The 20171-nt window shown below is 68.4% G+C and carries 20 protein-coding genes and 4 tRNA genes; 9 read left to right on the top strand and 15 right to left on the bottom strand.

The window, feature by feature from the left end:
* Positions 1 to 7: 7 nt before the first annotated feature.
* The 11 genes from ABZ552_RS23890 to ABZ552_RS23840 all read right to left on the bottom strand — a co-directional run bounded on the left by ABZ552_RS23890 (position 8) and on the right by ABZ552_RS23840 (position 6064).
* Positions 8 to 547, bottom strand: coding sequence for an NAD(P)H-dependent oxidoreductase (locus ABZ552_RS23890; protein ID WP_357439800.1), 540 nt, complete (start codon positions 545 to 547; stop codon positions 8 to 10).
* Between the two features lie 98 nt (positions 548 to 645).
* On the bottom strand, positions 646 to 1359 hold the full coding sequence (gene rplA / locus ABZ552_RS23885; RefSeq protein WP_063017222.1) for a 50S ribosomal protein L1: 714 nt from the start codon (positions 1357 to 1359) through the stop codon (positions 646 to 648).
* A 75-nt stretch (positions 1360 to 1434) separates the two neighbouring features.
* Complete coding sequence (gene rplK, locus ABZ552_RS23880; RefSeq protein WP_040783829.1) at positions 1435 to 1869, bottom strand: 50S ribosomal protein L11; 435 nt, start codon at positions 1867 to 1869, stop codon at positions 1435 to 1437.
* A 96-nt stretch (positions 1870 to 1965) separates the two neighbouring features.
* Positions 1966 to 2754, bottom strand: coding sequence for a transcription termination/antitermination protein NusG (gene nusG / locus ABZ552_RS23875; RefSeq protein WP_281881163.1), 789 nt, complete (start codon positions 2752 to 2754; stop codon positions 1966 to 1968).
* 119 nt (positions 2755 to 2873) lie between these two features.
* Positions 2874 to 3272, bottom strand: a complete 399-nt coding sequence (gene secE, locus ABZ552_RS23870; protein ID WP_281875739.1) for a preprotein translocase subunit SecE — start codon at positions 3270 to 3272, stop codon at positions 2874 to 2876.
* 99 nt (positions 3273 to 3371) lie between these two features.
* Positions 3372 to 3444, bottom strand: a tRNA-Trp gene (locus tag ABZ552_RS23865).
* Positions 3445 to 3666: 222 nt separating this feature from the next.
* Positions 3667 to 4734, bottom strand: a complete 1068-nt coding sequence (locus ABZ552_RS23860) for a fused (3R)-hydroxyacyl-ACP dehydratase subunits HadA/HadB (RefSeq protein ID WP_357439831.1) — start codon at positions 4732 to 4734, stop codon at positions 3667 to 3669.
* A gap of 183 nt (positions 4735 to 4917) precedes the next feature.
* The gene (gene rpmG, locus ABZ552_RS23855) at positions 4918 to 5088 is read right to left on the bottom strand and encodes a 50S ribosomal protein L33 (RefSeq protein WP_011211653.1); all 171 of its coding nucleotides are present in this window, start codon (positions 5086 to 5088) and stop codon (positions 4918 to 4920) included.
* Between the two features lie 42 nt (positions 5089 to 5130).
* Positions 5131 to 5206 (bottom strand) — tRNA-Met (locus ABZ552_RS23850).
* A gap of 76 nt (positions 5207 to 5282) precedes the next feature.
* A tRNA-Thr gene (locus tag ABZ552_RS23845) sits at positions 5283 to 5355 on the bottom strand.
* 626 nt (positions 5356 to 5981) lie between these two features.
* Positions 5982 to 6064: transfer RNA gene (locus ABZ552_RS23840), tRNA-Tyr, on the bottom strand.
* A 174-nt stretch (positions 6065 to 6238) separates the two neighbouring features.
* Between ABZ552_RS23840 and ABZ552_RS23835 the strand changes: the two genes are divergently transcribed.
* A complete protein-coding gene (locus ABZ552_RS23835; RefSeq protein ID WP_039802015.1) occupies positions 6239 to 6730 on the top strand; it encodes a YajQ family cyclic di-GMP-binding protein in 492 nt (163 codons plus the stop codon).
* Here ABZ552_RS23835 and ABZ552_RS23830 read toward each other — a convergent pair.
* Complete coding sequence (locus ABZ552_RS23830; RefSeq protein ID WP_357439796.1) at positions 6721 to 7749, bottom strand: nitroreductase/quinone reductase family protein; 1029 nt, start codon at positions 7747 to 7749, stop codon at positions 6721 to 6723. The genes ABZ552_RS23835 and ABZ552_RS23830 overlap by 10 nt on opposite strands.
* Positions 7750 to 7876: 127 nt before the next feature.
* Here ABZ552_RS23830 and ABZ552_RS23825 point away from each other — a divergent pair, with 127 nt between their 5' ends.
* Complete coding sequence (locus tag ABZ552_RS23825) at positions 7877 to 8341, top strand: MarR family winged helix-turn-helix transcriptional regulator (RefSeq protein ID WP_281875742.1); 465 nt, start codon at positions 7877 to 7879, stop codon at positions 8339 to 8341.
* A gap of 12 nt (positions 8342 to 8353) precedes the next feature.
* Here ABZ552_RS23825 and htpX read toward each other — a convergent pair whose 3' ends face one another.
* Together htpX and ABZ552_RS23815 are read right to left on the bottom strand one after the other, a co-directional pair.
* Positions 8354 to 9235 carry a zinc metalloprotease HtpX gene (gene htpX / locus ABZ552_RS23820; RefSeq protein ID WP_281875743.1) on the bottom strand — a complete coding sequence of 294 codons (882 nt, stop codon included), beginning with the start codon at positions 9233 to 9235 and terminating at the stop codon, positions 8354 to 8356.
* Between the two features lie 94 nt (positions 9236 to 9329).
* Positions 9330 to 10361: a polyprenyl synthetase family protein gene (locus tag ABZ552_RS23815; protein ID WP_281881165.1), complete on the bottom strand. Its 1032-nt coding sequence runs from the start codon at positions 10359 to 10361 to the stop codon at positions 9330 to 9332.
* Between the two features lie 223 nt (positions 10362 to 10584).
* Here ABZ552_RS23815 and ABZ552_RS23810 point away from each other — a divergent pair, with 223 nt between their 5' ends.
* Genes ABZ552_RS23810 through ABZ552_RS23800 form a run of 3 tightly spaced genes read left to right on the top strand, consistent with a single transcriptional unit; the run spans position 10585 to position 12792 of the window.
* Positions 10585 to 11853 (top strand): geranylgeranyl reductase family protein, encoded by a 1269-nt coding sequence (locus tag ABZ552_RS23810; RefSeq protein ID WP_357439792.1) that lies wholly within the window; start codon positions 10585 to 10587, stop codon positions 11851 to 11853.
* Between the two features lie 14 nt (positions 11854 to 11867).
* Positions 11868 to 12296 carry an AraC family transcriptional regulator gene (locus tag ABZ552_RS23805; protein WP_281875746.1) on the top strand — a complete coding sequence of 143 codons (429 nt, stop codon included), beginning with the start codon at positions 11868 to 11870 and terminating at the stop codon, positions 12294 to 12296.
* A 58-nt stretch (positions 12297 to 12354) separates the two neighbouring features.
* Positions 12355 to 12792, top strand: coding sequence for a VOC family protein (locus ABZ552_RS23800; RefSeq protein ID WP_281875747.1), 438 nt, complete (start codon positions 12355 to 12357; stop codon positions 12790 to 12792).
* A gap of 41 nt (positions 12793 to 12833) precedes the next feature.
* Here ABZ552_RS23800 and ABZ552_RS23795 read toward each other — a convergent pair whose 3' ends face one another.
* Positions 12834 to 13340 carry a DUF2505 domain-containing protein gene (locus ABZ552_RS23795; protein WP_281875748.1) on the bottom strand — a complete coding sequence of 169 codons (507 nt, stop codon included), beginning with the start codon at positions 13338 to 13340 and terminating at the stop codon, positions 12834 to 12836.
* A 39-nt stretch (positions 13341 to 13379) separates the two neighbouring features.
* Between ABZ552_RS23795 and ABZ552_RS23790 the strand changes: the two genes are divergently transcribed.
* The 4 genes from ABZ552_RS23790 (at position 13380) to ABZ552_RS23775 (ending at position 20169) form a co-directional block, all read left to right on the top strand.
* A complete protein-coding gene (locus ABZ552_RS23790) occupies positions 13380 to 13850 on the top strand; it encodes a DUF3592 domain-containing protein (RefSeq protein ID WP_281875749.1) in 471 nt (156 codons plus the stop codon).
* Positions 13851 to 13955: 105 nt separating this feature from the next.
* Positions 13956 to 15098, top strand: coding sequence for a glycosyltransferase family 1 protein (locus ABZ552_RS23785; protein ID WP_357439787.1), 1143 nt, complete (start codon positions 13956 to 13958; stop codon positions 15096 to 15098).
* Positions 15099 to 15171: 73 nt separating this feature from the next.
* The gene (locus ABZ552_RS23780; RefSeq protein WP_357439784.1) at positions 15172 to 15876 is read left to right on the top strand and encodes a demethylmenaquinone methyltransferase; all 705 of its coding nucleotides are present in this window, start codon (positions 15172 to 15174) and stop codon (positions 15874 to 15876) included.
* A 114-nt stretch (positions 15877 to 15990) separates the two neighbouring features.
* Entirely contained in the window at positions 15991 to 20169 is a 4179-nt protein-coding gene (locus tag ABZ552_RS23775; protein ID WP_357439781.1) for a bifunctional nitrate reductase/sulfite reductase flavoprotein subunit alpha, read from the top strand.
* Positions 20170 to 20171 lie beyond the last annotated feature (2 nt).

The following is a 20171-nucleotide window of genomic DNA, read 5'->3' as shown; positions in this document are numbered from 1 at the left end:
GGCGTTCTCAGGACGTTGCGCGCTGCGCATGCCGGACGAGTCGGCGCAGCACCTCGGACGCACCGGACCGGAATTCGGCGCCGGCGATCAGTCCGTCCGGTCCGACGTCTTCACGAAGCACCGGTAGGCGCACGCAGGCGTCGAGATCGATGTCGGCGCCTACGTACCCGAGCACGCTGCGCAGCGTCGCCGACGCGCCCTCGCCCCGGCCGAGCGGCGCGACCGTGAGCCACGCGACCGGCTTCTCGTAGAGGTCACCGGTGCCCACTGTCCAGTCGAGCAGGTTCTTCAGACTGCCTGGCAGCGTGCCCGCGTATTCCGGGGTGCAGAACAGGACCGCATCCGATCCCGAAAGCTGTTCCCGCAGCGCGAGAACCGGCGGATGCGCCGAGCCGTCGTCGTCCGGGTTGAAGGCGGGCAATGCCGCGAGGCCGTCGTACCACCGGGTTCTGATCCCGTCCGGGGCAATCGCCGAGACCGTGCGCAATGCGGCGGAATTGGTGGACGCGGCGCGAGTGCTGCCGGATATCAACAGGACGACTGTCACATCGAACCCAACCACGTTGCCGGGCGAATTAGTCCGGAAACAGCAATGGCGGGAACGCGAAACGCGTTCCCGCCATTGCGGTGGTGCTCAGTCGCTGCTTACGCGTCCTCGTCGAGGAGGTTGCGGGTGCGGTTCGGGTCCACCGGGATGCCCGGTCCGGTGTTCGTCGAGACCGTCACCTTCTTGACGTAGCGGCCCTTGGCGGTCGACGGCTTGGCCCGCAGGATCTCGTCCAGCGCGGCGCCGTAGTTCTCCACCAGCTTGCTGTCGTCGAAAGACGCCTTGCCGATGACGAAGTGCAGGTTGGCCTGCTTGTCGACCCGGAAGTTGATCTTGCCGCCCTTGATGTCGTTGACGGCCTTGGTCACGTCGGTGGTGACCGTGCCCGTCTTCGGGTTCGGCATCAGGCCGCGCGGGCCGAGAACACGCGCGATCCGGCCGACCTTGGCCATCTGGTCCGGGGTGGCGATCGCGGCGTCGAAGTCCAGCCAGCCGCCCTGGATCCGCTCGATCAGGTCCTCGGCGCCGACGGCGTCCGCGCCGGCGGCCTCGGCCTCGGCGGCCTTCTCGCCCGCGGCGAACACGATGACGCGGGCGGTCTTACCGGTGCCGTGCGGCAGGTTGACCGTGCCGCGGACCATCTGGTCTGCCTTGCGGGGATCCACACCCAGACGCACGGCGACCTCGACGGTCGCGTCGGTCTTGGTGGTGGCGGTCTCCTTCGCCAGGCGCGCGGCGGCCAGCGGGGAGTAGAGCTTGGTGCGATCGACCTTCTCGGCCGCGGCGAGGTACGCCTTGCTTCGTTTTGCCATGATTCTCTGTCCTGTTCGATAGTTCAGACGTGGTTATCGGGCCTGGCCGGCCCTCCCACCAGGGAGCGATTCCGCTCAGCCTTCGATGGTGATGCCCATCGAACGCGCGGTACCCGCGATGATCTTGGCCGCCTGATCGAGGTCGTTGGCGTTCAAATCTTCCTGCTTGGTCTTGGCGATCTCGCGCACCTGGTCCATGGTCACCTTGGCGACCTTGTTGCGGTGCGGCTCGGCCGAGCCCTTCTGCACGCCTGCGGCCTTGAGCAGCAGCTTGGCGGCGGGCGGGGTCTTCAGCTTGAAGTCGAACGACCGGTCCTCGTACACCGAGATCTCGACCGGGATGACGTTGCCGCGCTGCGACTCGGTCGCGGCGTTGTACGCCTTGCAGAACTCCATGATGTTGACGCCGTGCTGACCGAGCGCGGGGCCGACCGGAGGGGCCGGGTTCGCCTGGCCGGCCTGGATCTGAAGCTTGATGATCCCGGCGAGCTTCTTCTTCTTGGGGGGCATCTTTCTTTCCTAGGTGTTGGTGTCCCTTGCTCTTTGCAAGTCTGCTGACTCGACCCGCGGCGCGGGCCGACTCATCCCGTCGTCGACGGAACGGATCTAGATCTTCGCGACCTGGGTGAACGCCAGCTCGACCGGAGTCTCGCGGCCGAAGATCGACACGAGCACCTTGAGCTTCTGCTGTTCGGCGTTGACCTCGGAGATGCTGGCGGGCAGCGTCGCGAACGGACCGTCCATCACGGTCACCGACTCGCCGACCTCGAAGTCGACCTCGATGACCGGCTTCGGCGCGACCTCGCCGCCCGCGGTCTCGGTGGACGCCGCCGCGGCCGCCGCGGCGGGCTTCTTCTGCTGCTGCGCGGCCGGGACGAGGAACTTCACCACGTCGTCGATGGACAGCGGCGACGGACGCGAGGTGGCGCCGACGAAGCCGGTGACGCCGGGCGTGTTGCGCACCGCGCCCCACGACTCGTCGTTGAGCTCCATGCGGACCAGGATGTAGCCGGGCAGCACCTTGCGGTTGACGTGCTTGCGCTGCCCGTTCTTGATCTCGGTGACCTCTTCGGTGGGCACCTCGACCTGGAAGATGTAGTCCTCCAGGTCCAGGTTCTGCACGCGGGTCTCGAGGTTGGCCTTCACCTTGTTCTCGTAGCCGGCGTAGGAGTGGATGACGTACCACTCGCCGGGGGCGCGCCGCAGCGCTGCCTTCATTTCGGCGACCGGATCGGCGGGCTCGGCATCGATCGGGGCGGCAGGGGCGGACTCAGCGGGCTCCGATTCCTCGACCGCGGGCTCGTCGGTCGCGAACTCCTCGACGGAGTCGGTGGGCTCGGCCACCGCGTCGTCGGCCGGGAACTTGTCGTGTGTGTCGTTCTCCGGGGTGCTCACTGGGGCACTCGCTTCCTGTGTCGTCACGTACATCCTCTGCGTGCCGGGCCGGGCGCGCGGCGACATCACTGCCACCCGTGTCCGCCCCGGGATCGGCTACCGGCGTCGGCGTCGTTCAGCTAGCCGAACAGCCAGTTGACACCCTTGATGAACGCCAGATCCAACCCGCTGATGAACGCGACCATGAAAATCACGAACACCAGAACAACGCTCGTATAGGTGACCATCTGCTTCCGGTTGGGCCAGATCACCTTGCGCAGTTCCGCGATGACCTCACGCAGGAACTTGATCAAACGCTTGAACGGATTACCCGACTTCTTGCGTTCGGCCCGATCGGTCGCCTTGGTTGCCTTCCGCGACGGACGGTCGAGCGTGGCGATAGCGCCCGTGTCGACCTGTGAGGATCCAGTGCGAGTCCGCCGGGCGGACCGCTTTCCGCTCGGTCGTGTCGCTGCGGCGGTGCCATCGCCTTCGTCGGCGGCATGTGCGCCGCGGCGAGTGTCCCGCTCGTCGCTCACGCCTTCTCCTCGCTCCGTTTGGTGCCGTCGTGCGCGATGCGCGCCGTGCGAATTGCTCGCTCGCTCACGTCGATCCTCTCTCGTCGCTGGCATCCAGGGCAGGGGCGACAGGACTTGAACCTGCAACCTGCGGTTTTGGAGACCGCTGCTCTGCCAGTTGAGCTACGCCCCTTCGGTTGGACGGTGTTGGCTGTCCAACCACTGTTCCGATATTCAGTTGTGTCCTGGTGTCACACAACACGCGCGCCGCTCCGGCAGTTGCCGGCCCCGTGGGCGATCCGCGCGGACCGCCTGGAACCAGCCCCTCAGAGCAGCGCGCAGCGGCTGGCGACCCCAGAAACCTGAGTGTACGTTACCGTGCGCGCCATTAGCCAATCCGGGTCGCTGTCCCTGGTCAGGCGAGCTGCACCGTCGCGGTGGCGCGGCCGAAGATCTTCTTCCCCGCCGACTTCGCCACGATGGCCACGACCGCGGTCCGGTTCTCCGGATCGACCGACTTCACCTTACCGGTGTACTCGATTTCGGCCGCCTCCTCGGAGCCCACGTAGACCGGGCTGGTGAAGCGGACGTTGTACTCCTTGACAGCGCCGGGATCGCCGAGCCACGAAGTGACGAATCCGCCGCCGAGACCCATGGTCAGCATGCCGTGCGCGACGACGTTCTCCAGGCCGACCAGCTTCACCACCTCGTCGCTCCAGTGGATCGGGTTGGCATCGCCGGAGACGCCCGCGTAGTTCACCAGGTCGCCGCGGGTGAGCCGGACGATGCGCGCGGGCAGCTCGTCGCCGACCGAGACATCCTCGAACCGGATGGCGTGCTTCGTGCGCACCCCTTCCGCGGGCGGTACGACCGGTGCGGGCGCCTCGGTCACCGCGAGCGAGGTGCGCGGGTGGTGCCCCGGCGCGTCCTCGCCGATGCCGTGCATGAGCACGTTGCGGACGGCGGCGTTGAGGTTCGGGTCGATGTCGCCGCCGCTGCGGCCGACGAGCGTGGTGTAGGTGGTGAGCACCAGTTCGTCGTTCTGCGCGGTGACGATGTTCTTGGTCACGATGATGTCGCCGCCGAAGGCCTGCCGGAACGAATGCAGGTGGACATCGCAGGTGAGCTGGTCGCCGACCCTGATCGGGCGATGGAATTCCAGGATCTGGTCGGTCTGCATGATCTGGCTGAGGTCGTAGCCGGTGACGACCTCTTCGAACAATTTGCGCTGCGCGAGAATCCCGACCAGGGAGATGAAGGTGACCGGCGCGAGCAGGTTGTCGTAGCCGTACTCCTGCGCCGCGTCCTCGTCCCAGTGCACCGGGTGGTAGTCCTGCACGGCGCGGGCGTATTCACGCACCTTCTCGCGGCCGACCTCGTAGTAGTCGTCGACGCGGTAGTGGTGACCGACCATCGCCGCGGCGTTCGCCGCGGGGTCGAGCGTCTCGCCCGCCTGGACCGCTTCGTCTGTACCGGTGTTGATTGTCACGGGAGGACTGTACCTATCTGACCCCGTCACCCGGAGTCTGCGGAGCGCTCACCACCGCACCCACACCGTGAAAATGCGTCAGGGCCGGACAGTTGTCCGGCCCTCGCGGTGCCACGGCCCGAGATACCGGGAGGCGACTCCCGGCGTTAGACCACGCGGTAGTTCACGCGTGGAGGACTAGCGGGATTCGCGGTGCGCCCGGTGCGTGCCGCAGTTCGGGCAGAACTTCTTCAACTCCAGACGATCCGGGTCGTTACGCCGGTTCTTCTTGGTGATGTAGTTGCGGTGCTTGCACTGCTCGCAGGCCAAGGTGATCTTTGGCCGGACATCGGTGGACTTCGCGGCCACGATATGCCTTCTTTCCGGTACCTGATGGGCTTGTATCGGTTGTGGTAGCGATGGCCGGACTTGAACCGGCGACACAACGATTATGAGTCGTTTGCTCTACCGACTGAGCTACACCGCCACGGCGTCGCATTGCCATGGTGCCGAGCCCGCACTACGGGAGCGATGCCGAGTCGGTCACCACCGGCAATCCGGCGAGCCCCCTAACGGAATCGAACCGTTGACCTTTTCCTTACCATGGAAACGCTCTGCCGACTGAGCTAAGGGGGCATGACTACTTCCGCACCGAGCCTCGAACACTCGACCTCAGCGCGGTGAAGTCTTGAACGAGGTTACACACTCACCGGTCTCAGCACCAAACCGGGTGGTCAAAGGCATGTTTTCGGGCGCGTGGCCGCAACTTTCCGCAGCCTCCGGGCCTTCACTCCAGTTCGCCAGCGCAACCCTCAGGTTATCGAACGCGAACGTGGCCGCCCTCGAACGCGAACATGACGTGCAGGCGATCACACGATGCCACGAAAATGCAATACGTCCCGACCGGAAGTCAGACGTCTCGACGAATCGAGCCAGATCGAAGCCAACGAGAAGAAGCTACGGTCCGCAGACCGGACCGATCAGTCGAACCGATCACTCGGTGAACGAAGCGGGTCGATGCAACGACGCGAAGACATGGGACATGCGTCGGGTTGTGCTGAGACATACAACGCGGCCGAGGAAAAAGTCGGTCGATCGCCACCACAAGACGACGCAACAGGCGTGACCGAAGCAACCACCGCGAGGGGGGTCCGGGGGGCGAAGCCCCGCCGGGCGGGGTGTGGGGGTTGCACCCCCACAGAACATTACGAAGCGAGCCCTGTACGCGCTTTTTGCGTACAGGGCTCGCCTGGTGAGCGGAGTGGCAGGTGTAGGATTCGAACCTACGTAGGCTTTCACCGACAGATTTACAGTCTGCTCCCATTGGCCGCTCGGGCAACCTGCCGTTCGCGCATTGTTTCGCGCGCTGAGCAGAATACATCGAACCCGCACCCTGAATGCAAACCGGCTGGCTATCGGCCCTGCGACGCGACTACCCTCGGGTCTCCGGGTAGAACTGACGGTGGCTGGAAGCATCGGGCTCAGCTCACCCGTCGGACTGTCAGAACAGGAGCGCAGCGTGGCTGATTCGTCTTTCGATGTTGTGAGCAAGGTCGACCGGCAGGAGGTCGACAACGCTCTGCATCAGGCGGAGAAGGAGCTCAACACCCGCTACGACTTCCGCGGTACCGGCGCGTCGATCGAATGGTCCGGCGAGGACAAGATCGTGCTCACCGCGGAGGCGGAGGAGCGTGTGAAGGCCGCGCTGGAGGTGTTCAAGGAGAAGCTGATCCGCCGCGACATCTCGCTGAAGGCGTTCGACGCGGGCGAGCCGGTCTCCTCCGGCAAGGTGTACAAGATCACCGGTTCGCTGGTGCAGGGCATCGATTCCGAGCACGCGAAGAAGATCTCCAAGAAGATCCGGGACGAAGGCCCCAAGGGCGTGAAGGCGCAGATCCAGGGCGACGAACTGCGGGTGAGCAGCAAGAAGCGCGATGATCTGCAGGCCGTCATCGCCCTGCTGAAGGGCGAGGATTTCGGCATCGCGCTGCAGTTCGTCAACTACCGCTGACCGCCGGCCCGCAGCGCGGCGGGATCGGTCGCGTTCAGCGTGTCCACGAGGGTGTCCTCCTCATAGGTGAAGTGGGTCTCCAGTTCCGTCGCGAGGCGATCGAAGTCCGCGCGCAGCCGGGCCGGATCGCCGGGTTCCGGCGCGTCGAGGAGTTCCCGTAGCTCGGTCAGCGCGGTGGCGACCACACCGTGCTCGCGGTTGAGCCGGTCGATCACGGGCGCGAGTTCGGGATGCAGCCGGACAAGGGCGGGAAAGACGCCGTCCTCGCTGGTGTGATGTTCGCCGAGCGCGCCGCAGAACGCGAGGCAATGGGCGCGTAGATCCCGCGGCAGCGCCGGTTTGCCCGCCACGCCCGGTGCCCGTACGTATTGCTCGAGACCCGTCCGGACGGTGGCGAGGTCACGGCGCAGCTGGGCATGCACGTGCCGGAGGTGATCGCCGACGGCCGCGGCGCGCTGCCGCGCGGGCGTGGCCCTGTCCGGCGATCCGGTCAGCGCTGTCGCACCCGCGACGCCCGCCACGGCGCCGGCGGTGGCTCCCGCTGCCGCCAGAAGGCGGCGCCTGCCGAGCCCAGGACGCGTGACCGGCTCCAACGCTACGACGGGGATAATCCGGTCGGTCGCCGCCTGATAGGCGGCGAAGGCGGGATCGTCGCCGGCTTGGGCGGCATAGTGCCGGTCCCGCTCGCCGCCCTCGAGCACTCGTGCGTTCGCGAGGTAGGTCTCGATCCGCTCCCCCGTGCCGATCTCGACGGTCACCTCGGGATTCGCACGCATGTTGTGGAACCAGGCCGGATGGGTGTCCGCGCCCGCGTTGGACCCGAACACCAGGACGCGCGCACCGTCGCGGCGGTAGACGATCGGCACCGTGTGCGCGCGTCCGGTTCTCGCGCCGACGGTGGTGAGCAGGAGCAGCGGCGCTCCCTCGAACATTCCGCCGACGCGGCCGGCGTTCGCGCGGAACTCCGCGATGATCGCCCGGTTGAACTCCTTCGGCCCGCTGCGCTCCGGATCAGTCATATCCGACACCCCTTCCGCGGCACGACGCAAACGCCGCGACCGCTGGTTATAGCCTGATGACGATGTGCGAGTTTTGCTTTGCAAGCAAAACTATTTTGTAGACAAAGGCTATTGGGAGGCGGTCGGCATGTCAACCGAGGAGCGGCCGGGACTCGGCGTGGACGAGGGCATCCGCACGCTGCTGCTGCTGATGCCGCGCGTGGTGGGACGGGCCAAGAAATTGGGCGTTCCGAAGGAACTGGAGTCGTTCTCGCTGGCGCCTCGGCACCTGTCGCTGCTGGCCAATCTGGTGTTCGACGGACCGACCACGGTGACGGATCTCGCCGCCCGCCTGGAGGTGGCGCCGACGACGGTGAGCCTGATGGTCGGCGAACTCAGCAAGCAGGGTGTGCTGGAACGCGGCGCGGACCCGGACGACCGCAGGCGCACCATCGTCGCCATCGCACCGGCGCACGAGCAAGCCGTGCACAAATGGCTGGGACGCAGCGCTCGCGCCTGGCGCACCGTGCTCGAGCCGCTCACCGCGCAGCAGCGGCAGTTGTTCGTCGAGACGTTTCGCGCCTACGAAGACCAGCTGGCCCTGGACGATTGAGCGTTCCCGGGCTCAGTGCCGGCGCGGGCCGCCCGCCATCTCCTCGAGCCGGGCGATGCGTTCGTTCATCGACGGATGCGTGGAGAACCAGCGCGCGACCCGCTCACCCGCACGGAACGGATTGGCGATCATCAGGTGCGACTGCGACGCCAGCCGCGGCTCGGGCGGAAGCGGGGCGGTCTGCACGCCGCGTTCGATCTTCCGCAGCGCGGACGCCAGCGCCAGCGGATCGCCGGTCAGCTCGGCGCCGGACTGGTCGGCCTGGAATTCGCGCGAACGCGAGACGGCCAGTTTGATCAGCGTCGCGGCGATCGGGCCGAGCAGCGAGACCAGCAGCACGGCCAGCACGTTCGGACCCTCGCCGTTGCGGTTGCCGCCGAACATGGACAGGTACATGGCCAGGTTCGCCACGCCGGAGATGACGGCCGCGAGGGCACCCGCGATCGAGGAGATGAGGATGTCGCGGTTGTAGACGTGCGAGAGTTCGTGACCGAGCACGGCCCGCAATTCCCGCTCGTCGAGGAGCTGCAGAATGCCGCTGGTGCAACAGACCGCGGCGTGACGAGGATTGCGTCCGGTGGCGAAGGCGTTGGGCGCGTTCGTCGGGCTGATGTACAGCCGGGGCATCGGCTGCCGCGCGATGGTGGCCAGCTCCCGCACGATCCGGTACATGACCGGGGCCTCCAGCTCGCTGACCGGCTGGGCGTGCATGGCCTTCAACGCGATCTTGTCGCTGTTGAAGTACGCGTAGGCGTTCATGCCCACCGCGAGCAGGATCGCGACGACGAGGATCGTCGGGTTGCGGAACAGCGCGCCGATCACCACGATCAGGGCCGACAGGCCCACCATCAGCCCGAAGGTCTTCAGCCCGTTCGCAAACCCGTGCCCGTGCATACGTCTCCCTTGCCGCTCCCCCGTTCACCGAGTCGCCTTACAGCAGATAAACGATAGAAGCTCCAGGCAAAGTTCCGGTGCATCCCCGCCGCGCTCACCCCACGCGTTCGATGGTGTAGCGAACCAGCCGCTCGAGCGCGTCGTTGGCGGGGCCGCCGGGCAGGGCGGACAGCTCGGCGTAGGCGAGGTCGGCGTAGCCCTGCAGTTTCTCCTTGGCCAGCGTCATGCCGCGCGAGTCGGCGAGCAGGGCGAGCGCCTCGTCCACCTCGTCGTCGGTTTCCAGCGGACGGGCCAGCAGCTTGCGCAGGCGATCGCCGTCGGCGCCCTCCTCGCGCAGCGCGTACAGCACCGGCAAGGTGTGCACGCCCTCGCGCAGGTCGGTGCCGGGAGTCTTGCCGGACTGCTCGGAGGCGGAGGAGATGTCGATGATGTCGTCGGAGATCTGGAAGGCGGTGCCGACCGCGTCACCGAGGCGGGCCAGACGCTCGACGTGCTCGGGGTCCGCCCCCGAGAAGGTGCCGCCGAAGCGGCCGGAAGCGGCGATCAGCGATCCGGTCTTCTCCCACACCACGCGCAGGTAGTGCTCGACCGGGTCCTGCGACTCCCGAGCGCCCATGGTCTCGCGCATTTGACCGGTGACCAGTTCGGCGAAGGTCTCGGCGATGATGCGCACCGCGTCGGGGCCGAGGGTGGAGGTGAGCCGGGACGCGTGCGCGAACAGGTAGTCGCCCGCGAGGATGGCGATGTTGTTGCCCCACCGCGAGTTGACGCTCGGAGCGCCGCGGCGCATGGGGGCCTCGTCCATCACGTCGTCGTGGTAGAGCGTGGCCAGGTGCACGAGCTCGACGACGGTGCCCGCCGTGATCAGCGCGGGGTCGGCGGGGCGCGGGCCGAGCTGCCCGGTGAGGATGGTGAAGAGCGGGCGGAAGCGCTTGCCGCCGGCCTTGGCCAGGTGCAGCGCGGCTTCCTGGAGGAATTCCGCACCGTCGGAGAGTTCGTCGACGAGGAGTCTCTCCACTTCGGCCAGCCCGTTGCGCACGGTGTCGGCCAGCGCGCGGTCACCGAGGTCGACTCCGGCCACGACCGTGCTCACGTCGCTCCCGGCTCCGCCGTGCGCCGTGTCCATGATTCGCTCGCTGCGCTCGCTCATGGCCGATGTGCTCATTTCTTCTCCCAGCGATGCGTCCGACCCCACGGTAGAGAACCTAGCGTGTCACCGCCGGATGGCCCATGAACACCGTCACTCTGTGGTGGATCGGCCACGATCGCGGCGCGTCGGCGGTGATCGTCCACGACGCGAGCGCGACCGCCGTCGACATGGGTGTGACGGCCCTGCGAGTATGGAGCGCATGGGTTCACCGGAAGCGAGTCCCGCGAGCGACGAGGACGCGTTGCCCAGCCGGGCCGAGGTGCTGGTCGTCGGCGCGGGCCCGGCCGGATCGGCGTCGGCGGCTTGGGCGGCTCGGGCGGGACGGGACGTGGTGCTCCTCGATTCCGCCGTCTTTCCCAGGGACAAGACCTGCGGCGACGGGCTGACCCCGCGCGCCACCGCGGAACTGGAGCAGCTCGGTCTCGGCGAGTGGGTGCGCGCGCACATCGTCAACCACGGCCTCCGGATGACCGGCTTCGGCCGCGAGGCGCTGCTGAGCTGGCCGGGCGGGTCCTTCCCGACGTACGGAAGCGCGGTTCCGCGTACCGAACTCGACGACAAACTGCGCGAAACGGCGGTCAAGTCCGGTGCGCGCATGGTGGACGGCACGAAAGTGGTCGATGTCACCCGCGAGGGCGACCGGGTCACGGGCGTGACGGTGCGGACGGCCGACGGCACGCGCGCGATCGCCTGCCGAACGCTGGTGGTCGCCGACGGCGTGCGTTCACCGATCGGGCGGCTGCTCGGCCGCGTCTGGCATCGGCAGTACGCGTACGGCACCGCGGCGCGGGCCTACATCCGGTCCGGCCGCAGCGACGACCAGTGGATCACCTCGCACCTGGAGTTGCGCGATGCCTCCGGCGAGCTGGTTCCCGGCTATGGCTGGGTGTTCCCGCTCGGCAACGGCGAGGTGAACATCGGTGTCGGGTCGCTGGCGACGGAACGCAGGCCCTCGCATATCGCGTTGAAGCCGCTGCTGGCGCACTACACCGCGCTGCGCAGGGAGGAATGGCAATTCGAAGGCTCGCTGCGCGCGGTGGCCTCGGCCCTGCTGCCGATGGGCGGGGCGGTCTCGAACGTCGCGGGCCGCAACTGGGTGCTCATCGGTGACGCCGCCGGGTGCGTGAACCCGCTCAACGGCGAGGGCATCGATTACGGCTTGGAGGGCGGTCACATGCTGGCCGACCTGCTGGACGAACCCGACCTCGGCGCGATCTGGCCGCAGGTGCTGCGCGCCCGCTACGGACGCACGTTCTCGGTCGCCCGGCGGATCGCGGGTCTGGCCACGCATCCGCGCATGGTGCCGCTGGGCGGCCCTCCCGTGCTGCGGTCGAAGTACTTGCAGCGCACGGCCGTCCGGGTGATGGGCAACCTGGTGACCGACGAGGACGTCGACCTGACCGCGCGCGCCTGGCGGATGGCGGGCCGGGCGTCGCTGCGCTTCGACGAGCGTCCGCCGTTCGCCTAGGCACGGGAGGCGCGATGAGCGGAGGACGAGCGCGCGGATCGCCCGCGCTGTATCTGCTGCCGCATCTGCGCCGCGCCAAGGACCTGGCCGACCGGCACTACGCCGACCCGCTGAATCTGGACGGGCTCGCGGCGGCCGCCGGGGTGTCGAAATACCACTTCCTGCGCGCGTTCGCCGCCGTCTACGGCCTGACCCCGGCCGCGTATCTGGCCGAGCGGCGCATCGAACGCGCCCAGGACCTGCTGCGCGCGACCAATCTCACCGTCACCGAGGTGTGCATGCTGGTCGGCTACAGCAGCCTCGGCTCGTTCAGCAGCAAGTTCCGGCAGCTGGTCGGCGTCACGCCGTCGGACTACCAGGCGAAGTTCGCCGACGGCGCGCCGCGCATTCCCGGCTGTTTCGTCTTCATGCACGGGCTCTCCGACCGCAAGCCGCGCGGCTGAGCAAACGGCGCAATTTCGGAGAAGCCGGTGCCGGGGCGGCCGCCATAGCCTGGCCCGCATGACGACGATTACGAATGTTTCCCTGGTCACGGTGTACGTCACGGACCAAACCGCCGCGAAAGAGTGGTACGTCGACAAGCTCGGGTTTGTCGAGACCAGCGACGTCACGATGGGCGACAACGGTTTCCGCTGGGTCACCGTCGCGCATCCCGCGCATCCGGAATTGGAGATCACCCTGATGCTCCCGGGTCCGCCGCTGGATGAGAACTACGCCGACGCCGTCCGGCGCGCGCTGGCCAACGGCACCCACGGCTCCCTCGGCCTGCGGACGGAGAACTGCCAGAAGACCTTCGAGGAACTCACCGCCAAGGGCGTGGAGTTCGTCCAGCCGCCCGCCGAACGGCCCTACGGCACCGAGGCGATCATCCGGGACAACTCGGGGAACTGGCTGGTCCTGGTCGAGCCGAAGGAGTACGCGCCGCAGGACTTCGCTTAGGCCCGACGGCGTTGCCCCGGCCGGGCCGGGGCAACGTGCGCTCAGGCGGTCGGCTTCGCCGACAACCACTCCTCGATGAATTTGCGCTCGCTGTTGAGCACCCGATGGTGCAACTGCTCGGCGAGCGGCTCGATCGCGCCGCCGACCACGGGCACCTTCACCTGCACGGTGCCCGCCACCTCGAGCTCGGATCCCTCCGCGGTGGAACGGATCTCGTAGGACCCGGACATCGCGGTGTTGATGCCGCCGGTGCTTGCCTCGAAGGTGCCTTTTGCGACCTCGCCGACCAGCGCCTGCCAGTTGTCGGTGCGGGAGAAGGTGAGCTCGCTCTTGAGCACCTTGCGGACCAGCGTGGGTACCTTGTCCTCGGCGGCCTTTTCGGTCATATGGATGCGAATGGTGCCCGCGCCGTCCGGGTGCGACAGATCCAGCGTCGCGGTCGGTGCGTCGGCGAAGCGGGCCCGCCAGACGTCGTCGGTGGTGAGTGCCCGGTGGAGATCTTCGACCGGGACGGTATATGGCACGGTGAAGCTGAATTTTCGGGACATGGCCGCCACCGTAGCCGAGCCGGTCGGTAGCCTGTGGCGGTGTCGGAAACCAGCCAGTCCACGGGGCGGCCGATCCGCCTGCGACGGGCCGGGATCGGGGTGCTGATCGCCGCGACGGCGGTGAGCGTACTCGTCGGGCTGCTGGTGCTGGCCGCGTGGCGCAACGACTACCTGATCAGCTCGGACAAGGGCAGCACCACGGCCGAAGTGCTCTCGGCGGGGCGGCTGCGCTCGGCGGTCATGTACGTCACACCGGACGGCGAGACGCACAATCCGAAGGTCGGCGTGCTGTACCCGACCAACCTGACCGCGGGTGAACGGATCCGGGTGGAATACAGCCGCAGCGACCCCGACCTGGTGCGCGTGGAAGGCCGCGACGTGCGCGTCGCGATTCCGCCCGCGCTGTCGGTCATCGTGGTGGTGTGGCTGCTCGCGCTGCCCACGCTGTGGTTGCTCTCGCGCGGGAACCGTCGTCCCGAGCCGGTGGCTCGGCCCGCGCCGCAGGCCTGAACTACCGTCGCGCCGACCCGCGGCGCCCCGACAGTTCGCCGGATCTTTCCGTGCGCTTCACTTCGGTGTGGCGGCGCGGCGCGGTGCACCGGTCAGGCTGAGGACGTGCGTGTAGCGATCGTCGCGGAGTCGTTCCTGCCGAATATGAACGGCGTCGTCAACTCCGTGCTGCGGGTGCTGGAGCACTTGGACCGGCACGGGCACGACGCGCTGATCATCGCGCCCGACACCCCGCGTGGTCAGCCCGCCGCGCCGCGCGAGTACGAGCGTTTCCAGGTCCATCGGGTGCCCGCGGTCATGGTGCCGAAGATCAGTTCGCTGCCGGTCGGGCTGCCGCAGCCGGGCATCGTCTCGGCCATCGAGGACTTCGACGCCGACGTGGTGCACCTGGCCTCGCCGTTCCTGCTCGGCGCGGGCGGGCTGGGTGCGGCGCTGCGGCTGGATCTGCCGACCGTCGCGGTGTATCAGACCGACGTCGCCGGCTTCGCCAGGAGTTACGGGCTCGGGCTGGCCGGTCGTGCCGCGTGGGGTTGGACCCGGCGTATCCACGAGGGCGCCACGCGGACGCTCGCGCCGTCCCGGGCGGCTGCCGAGGATTTGGCCCGGCACGGCATTCCGCGCGTGCACCGGTGGGGACGCGGTGTCGACACCGCGCGTTTCACGCCCGGCGCTCGCTCCGCCGAGCTGCGCGACGCCTGGCGCGCGGGCCGGGACCGGCTGCTGGTCGGCTTCGTCGGGCGGCTGGCGCCGGAAAAGCATGTCGAGCGGCTGGCGGTGCTGGGCGCCGACCCCGATGTCCAGCTGGTGATCGTCGGCGACGGGCCGGAACGCAAGCGGCTGGCACGACTGATGCCGACGGCGGTGTTCACCGGCGAACTCGGCGGCGACGAGCTGGCGCGGGCGTACGCGAGCCTGGACGTGATGGTGCACGCGGGCGAGCACGAGACGTTCTGCCAGGGCGTGCAGGAGGCCCTGGCGTCGGGTGTCCCGGTGATCGGCCCCGACGCGGGCGGTCCGCGCGACCTGATCGCCCACTGCCGCAACGGCTACCTGCTTCCGGTGGAACGCTTCGGCGAGTTGCTGCCCAGTGCCGTCGGGGCGCTGCACGATCCGGAGCTGCGCAACCGCTTCGCCGCTGCGGCCAGGAAGTCGGTGCTGTCCCGGACCTGGCCCGCCATCTGTACCCAGCTGATGGGCCATTACGCCGAAGTGACCGGCTCGCGGATTCGGTTGCCGCATACGGCCTGAGGCCGCTCCGGCGTGACGGAAGTATCCACGCGCCGCGCTCGGTTCGTAACAGACCGCGAGTTAGGGTCTTGGCGTGGCGAAAACGCAATCGAACCGGGCCTCGCTGGACAAGCAGCCGCGCGAAGTCGCGGCGATGTTCGACGGCGTCGCCCGGCGATACGACCTGACCAACACGGTGATCTCCGCGGGGCAGGATCGCTACTGGCGCTGGGCGACCCGCAGGGCGCTGTCGCCGCGGCCGGGCGAACGGCTGCTCGATCTCGCCGCTGGCACCGGTGTATCGACGCTGGAGCTGCAGAAGTCCGGCGCTTGGTGCCTGGCGGCCGACTTCTCCAAGGGCATGCTCAGCGCGGGCCGTTTCCGCGACGTGCCGATGGTGGCGGCCGACGCCATGGCGCTGCCGTTCGCCGACGACTCCTTCGACGCGGTGACGATCTCCTTCGGGCTGCGCAATGTGGCCGACACCGACCTCGCGTTGCGCGAGATGCTGCGGGTCACCAAGCCCGGCGGCAGGTTGGTCGTGTGCGAGTTCTCCGCGCCGGTTCTCCCGCTGTTCCGCACGGTGTATCTGGAGTATCTGATGAAGGCGCTGCCCAAAGTGGCGCGCGTGGTGAGCAGTAACCCCGAAGCTTACGTCTACCTGGCCGAATCCATCTCGGACTGGCCCAATCAGCGCAGGCTGGCGATGCGGATCGCGGCGAACGGGTGGTCGTCGGTGAAGTGGCGAAACCTCACCGGAGGCGTCGTCGCGCTGCATCGGGCGTACAAGCTCGGCTGAGCCGGAGACCTCGGTCACACCTCACCGCCGATTTCGAGCACGGTGAGGTGGAATGTCACCTGGCGATAACGCGGGGTAAATCCCGCGCAATCGGCGGTCCGCATGATCGAAGGCATGTCCGACCCAGTGACCGGCCACAGCGACGGCATCGCCCGAACGGCGTGCTCGTACTGCGGCGTGGGCTGCGGGATCACGGTGACGACCGCGCCGGATGGTGCGGGGAAGCCGGTGATCGCCAAGGTCAGCGGCGACAAACTGCATCCGGCCAATGCGGGCAGGCTGTGCACCAAGGGCGCGACGCACGCCGAGTTGACGCGCACCACCGGTCGGATGGAGACCGCCTACCGGCGTTCGGAACGCGGCCAGGTCCCGGTGCCCTTCCCGGTGGACGAGGCAGTGCACGAGGCCGCCACCCGGTTGCGCGCGATCCTGGACGAGCACGGGCCGGACGCGATCGCGCTCTACGTCTCCGGGCAGATGTCGCTGGAGGCGCAGTACCTCGCGACCAAGCTGGCCAAGGGTTATCTGCGCACGGTGCACATCGAGGCGAACTCGCGGCTGTGCATGGCCAGCGCGGGGACCGGATACAAGCAGTCGCTCGGCGCGGATGGGCCGCCCGGCTCCTACGACGACTTCGAGCACGCCGACCTGTTCTTCGTGATCGGCGCGAACATGGCCGACTGCCATCCCATCCTGTTCCTGCGGATGGCCGACCGGCTGAAGGCCGGGGCGAAGCTCATCGTCGTGGACCCGCGACGCACCGAGACCGCCGCACGGGCGGACCTGTTCCTGCAGATCGCTCCCGGCACGGACCTAGCGCTGCTGAACGGGCTGCTGCACCTGCTGGTCGCGAACGGCCACATCGACGAGGAGTTCATCGCCGAGCACACCGAGGGCTGGGAGGCGATGCCGGAGTTCCTCGCCGACTATCCGCCGCAGCGAGTGGCGGAGATCACCGGTCTGGCCGAAGCCGACATCCGCACCGCCGCGCGGTGGATCGGTGCAGCCGGCGAATGGATGTCGCTGTGGACGATGGGACTCAACCAGTCCACGCACGGCACCTGGAACACCAACGCGCTGTGCAACCTGCACCTGGCCACGGGCGCGATCTGTCGTCCCGGCAGTGGGCCGTTCTCGCTCACCGGGCAGCCGAACGCGATGGGCGGGCGCGAGATGGGGTACATGGGTCCCGGCCTGCCCGGTCAGCGCAGCCTGCTCTCCGCCGAGGACCGCGCGTTCGTGGAGACCGTGTGGGAACTGGAGCCCGGCACGCTGCGTGCCGAAGCCGGGCCCGGCACCGTGGAGATGTTCCGTGAACTGGCCGAAGGGACGATCAAAGCGGCCTGGATCATCTGCACCAACCCCGTCGCCACCGTGTCGAACCGCAAGACCGTGATCGCGGGTCTGGAAGCGGCCGAACTGGTGATCGCCCAGGACGCCTACACCGAGACCGCGACCAACGCCTACGCCGACCTGCTGCTTCCCGCCACGCTGTGGGCGGAGGCGGACGCGGTGATGGTGAATTCGGAACGCGATCTCACCCTGCTGCAACAATCGGTGCCGCCCACCGGCGACGCGCGGCCGGACTGGCGGATCATCGCCGACATCGCCACCGCCATGGGCTTCCCCGGCTTCGATTTCGCCTCCAGCGCCGAGGTGTTCGACGAGATCACCCGGTTCGCGAACCCCGCCACCGGCTACGACTTGCGCGGTGTGAGCTACCAGGCGCTGCGCGAAGGGCCGATGCAGTGGCCGTGCGCGCAGCCCGAACGCAGGCGCAATCCGATCCGCTACCTCAATGACGGCGTCAGCCAGACACTGTTCGTCGACGAGTACGGCCACCGGCCCCGGCTGGCCTTCGCCACGCCGAGCCGCCGCGCGGTGTTCTGGCCGCGGCCGCACATGCTGCCGGAGGAGATGCCGGACGACGACTACCCGTTCCTGCTGAACACCGGCCGCCTACAGCACCAGTGGCACACGATGACCAAGACCGGCAAGATCGACAAGCTGACCAGGCTGAACGGCGCGCCGTTCGTCGAGGTGCACCCGGCCGACGCCGAGCGTCTCGGCCTGCGCGCGGGCGATCAGCTCGAGATCGCCTCGCGCCGCGGTCGCGCTGTGCTGCCGGTGCAGGTCAGCGATCGGGTGCGGCAGGGCGATTGCTTCGTGCCGTTTCACTGGAACGACGAGCAGGGCGAATACCTGACCATCAACGCGGTCACCAACGACGCGGTCGATCCGGACTCCCTGCAACCGGAGTTCAAGGCGTGCGCGGTGGCGCTGCGCCGGGTGGCCGCGGTGCCGCAACCGGAAGTTCCCGCCGCGTTGCCCGCGGCGCAGACGGCGCACCCGCTGGCGGCCGTGCTCGGTCTCGACAGCGGCACCGCGCCCACGCTCAGCGAGACCGAGCGGATCTACTTGAGTGGTTATCTGGCGGCGCTGCAGGCGCTCCCGGTGACCGGTCAGCCGGTGCTCCCGGACTCGGCGCCGATGTCCGCGCACAGCAGGCTGTGGGTCGACGGGCTGCTGGCCGGGATGTACTCGCGTGGCGCGGCGAGCACCGCGCCCGCGGTGGACGAGGGTGTGGTCGCCCGCGCGATCACGGTGTTGTGGGCCTCGCAGACCGGCACCGCCGAGGAATTCGCGGCCACCGTCTCGGCGCATCTGGCCGGGCACGGCTTCGCGCCGCGACTGCTGGATCTAAACTCCTGCGACCTGAACGCGATCCAGGGCGACGTGCTGGTGGTCAGCAGCACGTTCGGTGACGGAGGGCCGCCGGACAACGGAGCCGACTTCTGGGATCGGCTGGCCGGCGCCGTCGTCCGGCTGACCGGTGTGCGCTACGCGGTGTTCGCCCTCGGCGACTCCTCCTACGACGACTTCTGCGGTTACGGCCGCAAACTCGACGAGAAATTCGCCGAGCTCGGGGCGACCAGGTTGCTGCCGCGCGTCGACAGCGAACCCGACTACGAAGACGCGGCGCAGCGCTGGCTCGACGACGTGCTCGCGGCGTTCGGCGACGCGGAGCCCGGCTCCCCCGCCGATCCGCCGGTGCGCGGCGGAACCGGTCCGGGTCGCTCCACGCCCCGCGGCGGCGTCGCGACGCTGGAATCGCCCGCTGCCGCACCGGCGCTCGGACGTACCCGCACGGCCCCCGCGCCGTTCACCCGCGCCGCGCCGCTGCGCGCTCCGCTGCTGCGCAACGAGTTGCTGTCGGCCGCGGGATCGCCGAAAGAGGTGCGCCGCTTCGGGTTCGACCTGCGCGGCCTGGACGGCGGGTACGAGGTGGGCGATTCCCTGGGCGTCTGGCCGGTGAACAGCGACGCGCTGGTCACCGAATGGCTGGCCGCCACCGGGCTGGACGGTCGCCGCGCGGTCGAGGTGGACGAGCGCGAACTCACGCTGGCCGACGCGTTGCGCACGCACTACGACATCACCAAGGTCGGTCACGACCTGCTCGGTTTCCTGGCCGAGCGCAACCACAGCGGCAAACTCGCCAAACTGCTGCGCCGCGACAACCGCAACGAGCTGGCGAACTATCTGTGGGACCGGCAGGCCGTGGACGTGCTGCGCGACTTCCCGGTGCGGGCCGATTTGGTGGAGTGGCTCGGCACGCTGAAGAAGCTGCAACCGCGCCAGTATTCGATCTCGTCGAGCCCGCTGGTCAGCCCGGATGAGGTGGAGCTGACCGTCGGCGTCGTGCGCTACGGCGACCCGGCCGCCACCGGGTCGGCGGCGCGGCGCGGCGGAGTGTGCTCGACGTTCCTCGCCGATCGGGCGGGCGCCGACGCGGCGGTGCCGATCTTCCTGCAGCGCGCGCCGCATTTCCGTCCCCCGGCCGACCCGACCGCGCCGATGATCATGGTGGGCCCTGGCACCGGCATCGCGCCCTTCCGCGGGTTCTTGCAGGAGCGCAGGGCCCTCGGCTGCACGGGGCGCAACTGGCTGTTCTTCGGCGATCAGCATGCGGCGCAGAACTTCTATTACCGCGCCGAGTTGGAGGACATGTTCCGTTCCGGCTTCCTGACCCGGCTAGACCTGGCCTTCTCCCGGGACCAGCGCGAGCGGATCTACGTCCAGCACCGCATGATCGAGCACGGCGCCGAGCTGTGGTCCTGGCTGCGCGACGGCGCCCACTTCTACGTCTGCGGCGATGCCAGCCGCATGGCCGCCGACGTCGACGAGGCCCTCCTGCGCATCGCCCGCATCCACGGCAAGCTCGACGAGGACGGCGCCCTGGCCTTCAAAAAACAGCTCGTCGCCGAAAAGCGCTACGTCCGCGACGTGTACTGATC

The sequence above is a fragment of the Nocardia sp. NPDC019219 genome, assembly GCF_040632645.1.
Lineage (GTDB): Bacteria > Actinomycetota > Actinomycetes > Mycobacteriales > Mycobacteriaceae > Nocardia > Nocardia sputorum.
This window is presented reverse-complemented; position numbering and strand designations above follow the sequence as displayed.

Excerpts from the sequence above, each read along its gene's own strand:
- rplA (WP_063017222.1), bottom strand. The coding sequence starts at position 1,359 with ATGGCAAAACGAAGCAAGGCGTACCTCGCCGCGGCCGAGAAGGTCGAT.
- ABZ552_RS23810 (WP_357439792.1), top strand. The coding sequence starts at position 10,585 with ATGGGTTCACCGGAAGCGAGTCCCGCGAGCGACGAGGACGCGTTGCCC.
- rplK (WP_040783829.1), bottom strand. The coding sequence starts at position 1,869 with ATGCCCCCCAAGAAGAAGAAGCTCGCCGGGATCATCAAGCTTCAGATC.
- ABZ552_RS23800 (WP_281875747.1), top strand. The coding sequence starts at position 12,355 with ATGACGACGATTACGAATGTTTCCCTGGTCACGGTGTACGTCACGGAC.
- ABZ552_RS23775 (WP_357439781.1), top strand. The coding sequence starts at position 15,991 with ATGTCCGACCCAGTGACCGGCCACAGCGACGGCATCGCCCGAACGGCG.
- ABZ552_RS23805 (WP_281875746.1), top strand. The coding sequence starts at position 11,868 with ATGAGCGGAGGACGAGCGCGCGGATCGCCCGCGCTGTATCTGCTGCCG.
- ABZ552_RS23795 (WP_281875748.1), bottom strand. The coding sequence starts at position 13,340 with ATGTCCCGAAAATTCAGCTTCACCGTGCCATATACCGTCCCGGTCGAA.
- ABZ552_RS23830 (WP_357439796.1), bottom strand. The coding sequence starts at position 7,749 with ATGACTGATCCGGAGCGCAGCGGGCCGAAGGAGTTCAACCGGGCGATC.
- htpX (WP_281875743.1), bottom strand. The coding sequence starts at position 9,235 with ATGCACGGGCACGGGTTTGCGAACGGGCTGAAGACCTTCGGGCTGATG.
- ABZ552_RS23815 (WP_281881165.1), bottom strand. The coding sequence starts at position 10,361 with ATGGACACGGCGCACGGCGGAGCCGGGAGCGACGTGAGCACGGTCGTG.
- ABZ552_RS23825 (WP_281875742.1), top strand. The coding sequence starts at position 7,877 with ATGTCAACCGAGGAGCGGCCGGGACTCGGCGTGGACGAGGGCATCCGC.